Annotated in this window: 1 protein-coding gene (running past one end of the window); it reads left to right on the plus strand. The window is 45.1% G+C overall.

Going from position 1 to position 14502, the window contains the following annotated elements; translation table 11 throughout:
• Positions 1-3 precede the first annotated feature (3 nt).
• A protein-coding gene (locus N3I35_15275) for an SDR family NAD(P)-dependent oxidoreductase (GenBank protein MCX8131440.1) crosses the window boundary here: on the plus strand, positions 4-14502 show its 5' portion. It continues 4827 nt past the right edge of the window; 14499 of the gene's 19326 nt are visible here — the first part of the coding sequence; it begins with the start codon at positions 4-6; its stop codon lies off the right edge, out of view.

Consider the following 14502-nt stretch of genomic DNA (forward strand, 5'->3'; position numbering starts at 1 on the left):
AAGTTGAAGGAAGCTATTATAAGTTCTATATTGAAAAAAATAAAAACGGGATCCCTGTCAAAAGAAGTCGGGGTAGACCTATGCTATGAGATCAAAAATATGAATGAAGGTACAGGAGCACAGATAAATCGTCCCGCTGATATTGCAATTATTGGTTTGGCGGGCTGTTATCCTCAAGCCAGAAATATCTATGATTTCTGGAAAAACTTAACCGGCGGCAAAGACTGCATCTCAGAAATACCATCCAACCGCTGGCGGTGGCAGGATTATTTCCTTCCGGACAGGCAATCTGCAGCCGCACTGGGGAAAAGCTACAGTAAATGGGGTGGATTCATAGAGGATGTAGATAAATTCGATCCGTTATTTTTTAATGTTGCTCCCAGTGAAGCTGAACTGATGGACCCGCAGGAGCGTTTATTTCTGAAGGTGGTTTGGGAAGTATTGGAGGATGCCGGGTATAACAAATCCACATTAAGTACTCAAAAGGACAATGGAGAGAATAACAAAATAGGTGTTTTTGTTGGTGCTACATGGCAGGAATACCAGCTTTATTCCAGCAGTGTCGATGACTGTTACAAAACTGTTGTATCCACAAACGCCTGCAGTATTGCCAACAGAGTCTCCTACTTCTTTGATTTCAAAGGTTACAGCCTCACTGTCGATACAGCATGCTCTTCGTCTCTTATGGCAATCCATCTGGCTTGTGACAGTTTGCTACAGGGTACAAACAGCATAGCGATTGCCGGGGGCGTAAATCTTACTCTTCATCCCAACAAATATTTACTGCTGTCAAAGCATCAGTTTGCTTCCAGTGATGGAAGGTGTGTAAGCTTTGGCGAGGGAGGAAACGGCTATGTCCCAGGTGAGGGTGTAGGGGCCGTGCTTCTCAAGCCCCTGTCCCGGGCTATTACAGATGGAGATCATATTTACGGTGTCATCAAAGCATCTGCTGCCAACCATGGAGGGAAAACCAACGGGTTTTCAGTTCCCAACCCCAATGCCCAGGCGGAAGTAATAACTGAGGCATTGGAGAAGGCCGGTATAGATCCCAGAACTATCAGCTATATCGAGGCTCACGGGACAGGTACTTCCCTGGGTGATCCCATTGAAATTGCCGGTTTGAATAAAGCTTTCCGGGAGTATACCCGGGATAAGGGTTTTTGCTCCATAGGATCGGTGAAATCCAATATCGGGCACTGTGAAAGCGCAGCGGGGATTGCTGGCCTGACGAAAGTACTGCTGCAGCTCAAATACAGAAAATTGGTCCCTTCCTTGCATTCCAGGGTTCTTAACCCTGAGATAGACTTTGATGATTCACCCTTTTTCGTTCAGCAGGAGCTTGCCGAATGGAAAAGGCCGAAAATAGAAATAAACGGACAAACAAAAGAATATCCAAAACGGGCAGGCCTTTCATCCTTCGGGGCAGGAGGAGTAAATGTCCATCTGGTGATAGAAGAATATATTCCTGAGCACCGTGAATCTACTCATAAAGTCCAAAACCCCGAACATCCGGCGATTATCCTGCTGTCGGCACGGAACCAGGAAGGACTCGTAGCACAGGTAAAACAATTATTAGACGCTATTCTTGATAAAAGAATTGTTGAAGATGAGTTAAAGCAAATGGCCTATACACTTCAGGTAGGACGTGAGGCACTTGGAGAACGGCTGGCTGTAGTAGTAAGCTCCTTGGGAGAACTGGCTGAAAAGTTGCAGGCATTTTTGAAAGGTCAAAAAAATCTTGCCGGTCTATATCATGGACAGGCTCAAAATCGCCAGGAAGCCTTGTTTCCCTTAACGACAGATGCAGATTCAACGGTTTCTAAATTGATTTATGATAAAAGATATAATGAACTCTTGGACTTATGGATTAAAGGACAGCCTGTTGACTGGAATTTGCTCTATGATGAAAGCAAACCGCGACGAATGAGTCTACCGACTTATCCGTTTGCGGGTAAATCTTATTGGGTGCCGAAGATTGAACCGAACTCCTCCGCAGCTGTGATAAAATCCCCGGACACTTTCAGCAGCAGGGTATCTCCTGAAACTTCCGGTGAGTCGATGGTCGGAACGGTCATGCTGGTTCCCGTTTGGGATGCTTTTAATGTACAGAGGGTACAAGAGTATCCATCCTCTGCTGAGCAGATTTTAATTATAGGAGGGGCCGACGATAAAAGAAGCAGTATCCGGAAGAAGTATCCAAATGCCCATATGCCGGATATTCAGCCCGTTGATAATATTGATGCGATAGCAGAAAAACTGAAAACTTATGAATACATAGATCATATTATATGGATTGCCCCTGATAACTCCTTGACGTCCCTGGTGGAGGATGGGCTGATCGAAGGGCAGAATCAAGGTGTCCTTCAGATTTTCCGAATGATTAAAGCTTTGCTTCAGTTGGGTTATGGAACCAGGAACCTGGGGTGGACTATAATAACTGTTCAGACTCAAACTGTCAGAAAGCATGAAAAAGCAAACCCCACTCATGCTTCACTTCATGGGCTGATCGGTTCTATGGCCAAGGAATACCGCAACTGGAAGGTACGGTTGGTTGATATGGAGGAAGATTCGTTTGCTGATACCTCCAGGCTTACAACAGAAGTTTTTTCTTTACCTCCGGATCCTCAAGGGAATATTTTAGCATACAGAGACGGAGAGTGGTACCGGCAGCAGCTGGTTCCTTTTAATCGTCCTTCATTGCCGGAACCGCAACTATACCGGACCGGCGGAGTTTATGTAGTTATTGGCGGCGCAGGAGGCATTGGGGAAGTGTGGAGTGAATACATGATCCGCAGCTTCAAAGCTCAAATCATCTGGATTGGCAGACGCCAAACAAGCGAAGCAATTCAGGCAAAATTGGACAGGCTTGCAACTATGGGGCCTGTGCCCGAATACATTTCAGCGGATGCAACTGATGAAAAAATGTTGCGTAAAGCTTATGAAAAAATTAAGCAGAAATATACAAATATTAATGGAGTCATTCATTCAGCCATTGTGCTGCTCGACCAAAGTCTGGCCAATATGGATGAGGAGCGTTTCAAAACGGGGCTTTCTGCAAAGATCGATGTGAGTGTACGTATGGCACAGGTGTTTCAGAAAGAACCCCTGGATTTTGTAATGTTTTTCTCTTCCATGATTGCTTTTTCAAAATTTCCCGGACAGAGCAACTATGCTTCCGGCTGCACCTTTAAAGACGCTTATGCCCAGCAGCTTTCAAGGGAATGGCCTTGTAAAGTAAAGGTTATGGACTGGGGATACTGGGGCAGTGTCGGTATTGTTGCGTCGAAGGATTATCAGGACCGGATGGCATTGGCTGGTATTGGCTCTATTGAACCCCCGGAAGCGATGGAGGCTCTGGAGACACTACTTGCCGGGCCGATGGATCAGCTTGCTCTGATGAAAACTACTAAACCTCTGGAAATGGAAGAAATAAATCCTCAGGAAGTGGTCGCTGTCTACTCTGAAAACCTGCATTCAGGTATTCAAAATATAGAGAGCTATTTGCCTGAGCAGTTTTTACGGATTAATCACTTGAAATCGGAAGTAAGCCTTCATCTTAAGGAGATGGAGGGGCTTCTCTGCAAACTGCTTTTGGGTCAATTGCAGTCCATTGGAATGTTTGCACCAGATAATTCAATAATAGGTGATTATAAGAACAAAACTGGTCTATCCGGGCTGTATGACCGATGGATGGAAGAGAGTATTGCTGCTTTGGAGCGGAATAAATATCTCCAGCATAAGGAACGCTTATTTGCGGTAACCAATGTAATTCCATCAGATATGAATGATTTATGGGAAGAGTGGAATCAGAAAAAAAGTATATGGATGGAAAATTCAAACATGAAGTCATTGGTGGTTTTAGTTGATACAACACTTAGAGCATTACCGGAAATACTCACCGGAAAAACCCTCGCGACAGAGATAATGTTTCCCAATTCCTCTATGGAACTGATAGAAGGAGTTTACAAAAACAATATGCTTGCTGATTACTTCAATGAAGTACTGGCAGACTCTGTGGTTGCATATATACACGAACGCCTTAAGCAGGATACATCCGCTAAAGTCAGAATTTTAGAGATTGGAGCAGGTACAGGCGGAAGCAGCAAAATGGTGTTTCAAAAACTAAAGCCTTATCAGCAACATATTCAGGAATATTGCTATACAGACATATCAAAAGCTTTTTTGCTTTTTGCAGAAAAAGAATACGGACCTGAGAATCCCTATCTGACCTACCGGATTTTTAATGCTGAAGCTCCGGTTGCCGGGCAAGGTGTCAATGCCGGGGGATACGATATTGCAATTGCTACCAATGTATTGCATGCAACCAAAAATATACGTACAACTTTGCGTAATGCAAAAGCTGCTTTACAGAAAAACGGGTTGATAATGCTAAATGAGATGTCACATAATACTATGTTTTTTCACCTGACATTCGGGCTGCTGGAAGGATGGTGGATGTATGAAGATTCAGCCCTCCGCATTCCGGGCTGTCCCGGATTGTATCCGGAGACCTGGAAAAGTGTTTTGGAAACAGAAGGGTTTAATTCCGTACTCTTCCCGGTCAGAGAAGCCCATGAATTCGGGCAGCAGATCATAATAGCCGAAAGTGATGGTGTTATAAGACAGCAGCAAAAAATAAAAACGGATGTGAGTACAGCTAAGGAGAAAAAGAGCCTGCAAGGAAACCAGTCAAGCTCACCCGGCAATGCTTCAAAAAAAGCTGGTCCTGAAACGAGCCGGCCGGTGTCGCCTAATAAAGGTAATGCCGCCAACGATCTAGTTCTGGAGGATTTTGTTAAGGAATTGATAAAAGAAAAGATTTCGGAATCTTTAAAGATTGATATTGACGAAATCGGCGTGGACGAACCATTTGCGGATTATGGCCTGGATTCTATAACCGGTGTCAATTTAGTATTCATCATTAATCAGGCGCTGGAAATCGATTTGAAGGTTACGACCCTGTTTGACTATAGCTCTGTAAATCAGCTGGCAGCATATATTTTGTCCGGGAACAAAGAAGCAATTGCAGGGATCTACGGACTTAATACCAACCAGACTGAAGTGGATGAAGAACAGGATACCGATAGTCAGGAAGAATCTCTTGAGATTCTAGGTATCAAGGCAGAGACAGGAAGTGGAAGCCAACAAATATCAAAAGAGCCAATAGCAATTATCGGAATGAGTGGGCGGTATGCCAAAGCCAAATCGTTGGAGGAATTATGGGATTGCCTTGAAAACGGTACTGACCTGGTAGGGGAAATTACCAGGTGGGAGCTTGGGAAATATCATCCGGAAGGACAGTCATACTGTAATCATGGCGGATTACTGGATGATATCGATAAATTTGATCCGCTCTTTTTCAATATTTCAGGGATTGAAGCTACTTATATGGATCCGCAGCAAAGATTTTTTCTGGAAGAATCATGGAAAGCTCTGGAAGATGCAGGCTATGCAGGGTCAGAATTAGGTGGAAAGCAGTGCGGCGTTTATGTGGGGTACAACGGTGGAGATTACCAGCAGTTGTTTGCTGATAATCCTAATCCGCCACCTCAGGCTATGTGGGGTAACTCAGGCAACATAGTTCCTGCGCGTATCGCATATTACCTGGATCTGCACGGACCTACCGTAGCAGTCGATACAGCTTGTTCCAGTTCATTAGTTGCCATTCATCTTGCCTGTCAGGGGCTGTGGACTAACGAAACAGAGATGGCTCTAGCCGGAGGTGTATTTATTCTAAGTACTCCAGGTTTCTACATATATGCTAACCGGGCTTCAATGCTATCCCCGTCAGGAAGATGCTATACCTTTGATGACAGGGCTGACGGGTTTGTTCCCGGCGAAGGCGTTGGTGCCGTTGTACTGAAGAGGCTTAAAGATGCCATTGCTGATGGCGATCATATTTACGGAGTGATCCGGGGTTCTGGAATCAACCAGGATGGAAAGACCAATGGAATTACAGCACCCAGTGCCAATTCACAGGAACGTTTGGAGCGCTATGTGTACGATACCTTTGGCATAAACCCGGCAGGAATCCAGATGGTTGAAGCTCACGGGACAGGTACCAAGTTAGGAGATCCAATTGAATTTGATGCCCTGACTCGTGCATTCCGGAACTATACAGATAAAAAACAATACTGTGCCCTTGGATCAATCAAGACAAATATCGGGCATTCATCAGCTGCGGCTGGGGTTGGGGGACTAATAAAAATTCTGCTGTCTCTTTACTACAAAAAAATTCCGCCCTCAATTAATTTTCACTCAGGGAACTCTAATATCAATTTTAGCGATAGCCCTTTTTATGTTAATACAACTCTCAGAGACTGGGAGGTTGAAAGCGAAGGAAGTCCGAATCAAACAAAGCGCTGTGCTGTAATCAGCTCTTTCGGATATAGCGGAACTAATGCTCATTTGGCTATAGAAGAGGCTCCGGAAGTAAAACGGACACATCCGGAAAAACCAGGTTATTTGATTGCATTATCTGCTAATTCCTTAAAACAACTGCAGCAGCAGGCGGAGAAATTAGCCGGTTATTGCAGTCAGCGGCCTTCCGTTGATTGCGGGAATATGAGCTTTACACTGCTGCAGGGTAGGAAACACATGAACCACCGTTTGGCTTGTGTTGTGCGTAACACGCAGGAACTTGTGAAATTCCTGAAAAAATGGCTGGAAAAGGGCAAAGTATCTCAAGTCTATTCTTCAGAATTTCACGAGAAGGAGCATAGGGAGCAACTTACCCTGAAGCAATATGGCAATCAATTGCTTCAAAAATGCCGGGAAACAAGTAACACTAATGAATATTTGGAACAGTTGTCTACAGTTGCCGAGTTATATGCTCAAGGATATAATCTGGAATTCAGGCAGTTATTTGCCGAAAATCAGTATTCGAGAATTTCTTTACCTACATATCCGTTTGCGGTTGAGAGCTATTGGGTGTCTGCAAGTGATAACAGGTCTGCCCGGGTTATGGAAGAAACCCGGAAGGCAGCAGCTATCCATCCTTTGCTGCACCAAAACACGTCTGATCTTTCAGAACAGCGTTTCAGCTCAACCTTTAACGGTGAGGAGTTTTTCCTGGCAAACCATAGGGTTAACGGTCAAAGGATACTGCCGGGGGTTGCTTATCTGGAGATGGCCCGGGCTGCTGTAAGTCAGGCTGCCGGGACTTCAGCAGGCAACAGAATTTCAGTCAGGCTGAAAAATGTAGTTTGGGCACGGCCTGTCATAGTAGGTGAGCAGCCGGCAAATGTACATATCGGATTATTTCCTGATGATAACGGTGACATCAGTTATGAGATTTATAGCCAGCAGGGAGGAGACAACACTGAGCCTTTAGTACACAGTCAGGGTACTGCGGTTATTACTCCCAATACAGAAGAGGCAAGACTTGATCTGAATGCCATAAAAGCTTGCTGCAATCTGAATACTGTACCTGCCAGCCAATGCTACAAGGTATTTGAAGCTATGGGCTTTGATTATGGTCCCGGGCACCAGGGTATTGAACAGCTTTATATGGGACAGGGACAGTTATTGGCAAAGTTGTCTCTGCCGTCCTCAGTGGCCGGGACCAGTGAATTATTTGTCCTGCATCCCAGTCTGATGGATTCAGCTTTACAGGCAACACTGGGCTTGATGATGGATACGGGGGATCTGTTGTCCGGAAATATTGCCTTTACCAAACCGTATTTGCCCTTTGCACTGCAGGAGGTTGAAATATTCGGAGGTAGCACGGCCAGTATGTGGGCCCTGATTAAATCCAGCGAAAGCAGTTCAGCAGGAGATAAGGTGCGGAAGCTGGATATTGATTTATGCGATGATGAGGGTAGAGTTTGTGTACGGATGAAAGGATTTTCAACCCGTGTGCTTGAGGGAGGAGCCGGTTCAGCGGAGACGTCCGCAGGTACCCTGATGATGAGTCCTTGCTGGAAAGTACAACCCATAAGCGGAGAAGTACATGCTCCTGACTATGAAAAACATATCGTGATGATTTGCAAAGCCTTGGCTATGGCTCAGGATAATATCAAAGCCGGCATGACAGGAGTACATTGTATTCTCTTAGAAGCTGAATCGGAGGATATGGATGTGCAGTTTCAGACATATGCTGCCCGGGTATTTGATGAAATTAAAACAATTCTGAAAAGTAAGCCGGTTGGGCAGATACTGGTTCAAATTGTCGTTTCTGCAGAAGATAAACAGCAGATTTTTTCAGGCCTGAACGGGTTGTTGAAAACTGCCCATTTAGAGAATCCAAAGCTGATAGGACAGCTGATTGAAATAAACCCGGATGAGGCTTCAGAAAAAATTATCGGAATATTGTGGGAAAACAGCCGTATTCCCACCGAAAGCCACATTCGCTATCAGGATAGTGTGCGCTATGTCGCCGGCTGGAGTGAGCTGGCAAATAATAAGGAAATAAGGAAGCTCCCGTGGAAAGAGCAGGGAGTCTATTTGATTACCGGAGGCGCTGGCGGCCTTGGATTAATTTTTGCTGAAGAGATGGTCAGACAGATAAAGGATCTGACCGTAATTCTGGTTGGACGATCTGAGCTTGACAGGAATAAGCAGGCTAAGCTTAAGGAGCTTGAGATCAAGGGGGCCAGGGTTGTTTACAGGGCGGTTGATGTAGCCGATATGCAGGCCGTAGTCGGATTGATTCAGGGAATCAAGGCTGAATTCGGAAATCTGAACGGAATTATTCACAGCGCCGGCGTAATACGTGATAATTTTATTATCAGAAAATCCAGGGAGGAACTTAGGGAAGTAATGAATCCCAAAGTTGCAGGACTTGTGAATCTGGATCAGGCAAGCCAGGATATAGATCTTGACTTTTTCATAATATTTTCTGCCGGGGCAGGAATTATGGGTAACCCTGGACAAGCTGATTATGCTTCCGCAAATGCATTTATGGATAACTATGCCAGATACCGCAGTACCCTGACTGGGCTAAAACTGCGGCAAGGGCAAACCTTATCCATTAATTGGCCCCTGTGGAAAGACGGAGGTATGCGGGTCGATGAAGAAACCGAGAAAAACTGGCTTAGTATGGGTATTGTACCCATGCCTGCGGAAAAAGGAATCAATGCTTTGTACCAAGCCTTAGCTTCAGGCAATAACCAGGTGATGGTGGCAGAAGGAAATTTGGGAAGGCTTCGCCAGATAATCATGGGGCAACTGACGGGAATGGAAACTGTAAAGAAACCTGCTGAAAAGGCTAAAGAAAAAACGGAATCAGCTGTTAAGCAGGATTTCCTTCAGGAAAAGGCAGTCAATTATTTTAAAAAGATGCTTTCATCTACTACCGGAATACCGCTCAACCGGATTGAGGCAGATGATCCGATGGAGGACTATGGTATTGATTCTATTATGATTATGCAGATTACTAATCAATTGGAAGAAATATTCGGCTCATTACCTAAAACACTGTTTTTTGAATATCAGAATATATATGAGTTAACTCTATATTTCGTCGATTCTTATAAGGATCGTCTTATACAGCTGCTGGGGCTTGAAGAAAAAGCAAATGCAGCTGATGAGAAGCCTCAGGCACTTGCAGTGGTGAAAGAACATGAAATCTCTGCCATAAAAAGCCGCAGGCGTTCCAGGTTTGCTGCAAAACAAACGGAATCGCTTAAAGAAAATAGCACTGATAATACGGAAATCGCAATTATAGGGGTTGCCGGACGATATCCGAAAGCGAGAAACATACACGAATTCTGGGAAAATTTGCAGGGTGGTAAAGACTGTATTACAGAAATTCCTATAGACCGCTGGGATTGTGATTTGTATTATGACGAAGACAGAAACAAATCCGGCAAAATCTACAGCAAGTGGGGAGGCTTTTTAGACGGTGTAGATGAGTTTGATCCCCTGTTTTTCAACATATCTCCCAGGGAAGCAGAAATAATGGACCCACAGGAGCGCTTATTCATGCAATGTGTCTATGAGACTCTGGAGGACGCAGGATATGTACGTGAATCCAACAGCACACAAAATGGTTTTGGATTAGAGGGTAATGTCGGTGTTTATGTAGGGGTCTGGTATGAGGAATACCAGCTTTATGGAGCCCAGGAGCAGCTTCGGGGCAGGCACATAACCTTAGCCGGAAGTCCGGCATCCATTGCCAACCGTGTATCGTATTTTTTCAATTTCCATGGACCCAGTATGGCAGTGGATACTATGTGTTCCTCCTCTCTGACTGCAATCCATCTAGCCTGTAAGAGTCTACAACGGGGGGAATGCGAGCTTGTTGTAGCAGGTGGCGTTAATGTCTCGGTTCATCCCAATAAATTCTTTATGCTGTCACAGGGGAATTTTGCGTCAAGCAGGGGACGGTGTCAAAGCTTTGGTCAGGGTGGCGACGGTTATGTACCAGGGGAAGGTATCGGGGCAGTTTTGCTCAAGCCGCTAAAAAAGGCTGTTGCTGACGGAGATCAGATTTATGGTGTTATCAAGGGGACTGCTATAAACCATGGTGGAAAGACCAATGGTTATACTGTTCCCAATCCCAAAGCTCAAAGTGAAGTGATCGGCAGTGCCTTAAGGGAAGCAGGGATTCATCCAAGAACTGTCAGCTATATTGAAGCTCACGGGACAGGAACTTCACTGGGTGATCCAATAGAAATTGCCGGTTTGGCTAAAGCCTTTAATGAACACACTGGCGACAAAGGGTTTTGTGCGATTGGATCAGCAAAATCCAATATCGGGCATTGTGAGAGTGCAGCCGGAATTGCCGGCATAACCAAAGTGTTATTGCAGTTCAAACACAAGCAATTAGTACCTTCCTTACATTCCAAGGTACTAAATCCAAACATAGATTTCATCAACACACCTTTTGTTGTTCAACAGAAATTGGCTGAATGGAAACGCCCACTTGTTGAAATAAACGGTGAAACAAAGGAATATCCGCGAATTGCCGGTATTTCATCCTTTGGTGCAGGAGGGGCAAATGCCCACGTAATAATCGAAGAATATGATTCATGGGACTCAGAACGTTCCCATGTTGTCATCAGCGCCCAAAACCCTGCTATTATTGTGATATCGGCAAAAAATGAAGAGAGGCTTCAAGATCAGGTGAAGCAGTTGCTGGAAATGATCAGGAAGAAAAGACTGCCTGATGACAGACTTGCAGATTTTGCTTACACTCTTCAGGTAGGGCGGGAAGCTATGGAAGAACGCCTGGGTTTAGTCGTGGAATCGGTTAATGAACTTGAAGAAAAGCTCAAGAGGTTTTCAGAGGGCCAGGATGGTATAGATGACCTGTATCGTGGGCAGGTCAAGCGCAATAAAGAGGCTTTGAATGTATTTGCTATGGATGAAGAGCTGCAGGAAGCCCTGAGAAAATGGATTCAGAACCGTAAATATGCAAAGCTCCTTGATTTATGGGTCAAAGGGTTGTCTTTTGACTGGAACCAGATTTACGGCAGCATAAAGCCCAACCGTATCAGTATGCCGACATACCCCTTTGCCAGAGAACGTTACTGGGTACCTGAGCTAAAAAACAATTCCGGTATTCTAAGAGAAGATTCTGCAATAACAGTACTGCACCCTTTGCTGCATAAAAATACCTCTGACCTGCTGGAATACCGTTTCAGTTCAACTTTTACAGGAGAAGAGTTTTTCTTAAAGGATTATAGCTTGAAAGGACGGAAGGTTTTGTCTGCGGTTGCTTATCTGGAAATGGCCAGGGCAGCACTGGAACAGTTGACAGGAAGGCTGGAAGAAGCAAAGAGGGGTATTACCTTGAAAAACGTGGTTTGCTCACAACCTGTCATACTCGGGCAGCAACCGGCAGATATACATATTGGGCTTTATCCGGGAAATGATGGAGAGATAGCCTATGAAATATACGTTGAAGGGACGGATAACCGTGAACCAGTAATATATAGCCAGGGCAATGCATTACTGACTCAGATTGAAGATTTTTTACCTTTGGACATTAAAGCTATCCGGGCAGATTACAGCTCTAAAACACTAGGGTCTGCAGAAATATATGAGGTCTTGTCGGGGCTGGGAAGTGAGTATGGCGAGTGTTACAGGGCTATAAAAGAGATACATGTCGGCGGGAGCCAGCTCCTGGCTAAGTTATCCCTGTCTGAGTCTCTTTCTCTGCCCGGAAACCGGCTTGTTATTCATCCCTGCATAATAGATGCAGCGCTACAAGCGTCTATTGGTTTTGCCATAGGTTCCGGAGAACCAATCTCTTCCAGACTTAACCCGGCATTTTCCTTTGAATTGGAGGAAATTGAAGTAATGGGTCTATGCTCATCATCGATGTGGGCATTGCTCAGGACTGGTGAAGCAGGCAAAACAGCCAAGCAGCGGTTGGATATTGATATTTTTGATGAAGTTGGAAACCCCTGTATACGGATAAAAGGATGCTCATTAACACCATTGGAAAGCGAAACCATATTGGCGGAAGCTCCTTCAGAAGATTCTACAGGAATTGGAACACTAATGCTGGAGCCTGACTGGAAAGAAAGTACTGCAAAAGTAGGGACGCCTCAGGAATATGAACAGCATCTGGTTATTCTATGCGACCAGGCCAGTGAAATTGAAATCAAGGGTTTGGCAGCAGTAAGCAGGTGTATACGAATACAGACTGTGCAGCACGAACCGCACCGAATATTCCAGGCCTGTGCTGTCAAAGTGTTTGAGGAGATACAAAATATTCTTAAAGGAAAACCTGTAGGTAAAGTGCTAATACAGATAGTGATTTCTTCATCAGAACAGTCACAAGTCTTTTATGGTCTATCAGGCTTGCTCAAAACAGCACAGCTTGAAAATCCCAAAATTGTCGGACAGTTGATAGAAATTGAACCGGGAGAAGCTGCCGGAGAAACTATAGCCAAGCTTAAAGAGAACAGTTTGTATCCGATGGAGGATCATATACGGTATCATCAGGGCAAACGGAAGGTTGCAGGGTGGAGTGAAATCGAAACTTCCCGGGAAGAGGCATATTTACCTTGGAAAGATGGGGGTATATATCTGATAACCGGTGGTGCAGGTGGCTTGGGGCTGATATTTGCGGAAGAAATTGCTGAAAAGGCCAAGGAAGTAACTTTGGTTCTTACAGGCCGCTCGCAGCTTAGCGATGCAAAGCAGGTCCGTATAAAAGCATTGACTGCCAGGGGTGCCCGGGTAATCTACAAGCAAGTGGATGTTACAGACCGTGAGGAAGTTGATAGCTTAATCAGGAGCATACGAGAAGAGTTCGGGTATCTTAACGGCGTCGTACATAGTGCAGGTATAATCAAGGATAACTTCATTATCAAAAAGGCAAGGGAGGAGTTTTTGGAAGTCCTGATGCCCAAGGTTGCCGGTCTTGTTAATCTGGATGAGGCCACTAAGGATCATAATATGGATCTGTTCGTTCTCTTTTCCTCAGGAGCCGCAGCAATGGGTAATCCCGGCCAGGCAGACTATTCCACAGCTAACGCTTTTATGGATAGTTACGCAAGGTACCGTAATAATCTGGTGGCGCTGAAGCAGCGTTATGGCCGTACATTGTCCGTTAACTGGCCGCTTTGGAAAGCCGGGGGAATGAAGGTTGACAAGGAAAACCAAAAGGTAATGCTGCAGAGCGGAATAATTCCAATGCGGACTGCAACAGGTATCCAGGCTTTCTATGAAGCATTGTCTTCCGATAGGTCTCAGGTCATAATCCTGGAAGGTTATTTGTCAGAAATCAGAAAACGGCTTTTCAGAGCCCAGGCTAAAGAGCAGCTGTACCAGGCTCAAAAATCCTTATCCTTTGCAGAACTGGGCAGGGTTAACGAAAAGACCGTCCAGCAGCTGAAGGTGATTCTGGGAGATATTATTAAGCTTCCCGTCAGCAGGATAGACAGCAATGAGCCATTGGAAAGCTACGGTATAGATTCCGTTATGATCATCAGGCTCAATCAGAAGCTTGAGAGTGTCTTTGGAGAGTTATCAAAGACTTTGTTTTATGAATACCGGACATTAGCCGAGCTGGCTGCTTATCTTTCAGCAGAGTTTTCTGAAGCTTGTCTGAAGTGGACCGGGCTGGACAAACAAGCTCCGGCAGTTGAGGCAGCAGCTTCAGCAGAAAATCAGGTTTACACCGGACTTCCGGTGCTGAAATCTCTAAGAACCGGAAAGCAGCAAGTGAAAAAATATGGTACATCCGATAGTCGTTCAGACAGGGAACCGATAGCTATAGTGGGAGTCAGCGGGCATTTCCCTCAGGCAAATAATATGCAGGAATACTGGCAGAACCTGCAAAGGGGCAGGAGCTGCATTACGGAAATTCCGGCAAAACGCTGGCCGATGGAAGGGTTTTACCAGCCTGATGTTAAGGAAGCAGTAGCTCAAGGCCTTAGTTATAGCAAATGGGGTGGCTTTGTAGAAGGTTTCGCGGAGTTTGACCCGCTCTTTTTCAATATTTCACCTCGTGAAACACAGATTATAGACCCACAAGAGCGGTTATTCATTGAATCCTGCTGGGAAGTGCTGGAGGATGCCGGCTATACCAGGGAGCAACTATCA

The sequence above is a fragment of the Clostridia bacterium genome, assembly GCA_026414765.1.
In the GTDB taxonomy this organism is placed as follows: Bacteria; Bacillota; Clostridia; order Acetivibrionales; family DSM-27016; genus SKW86.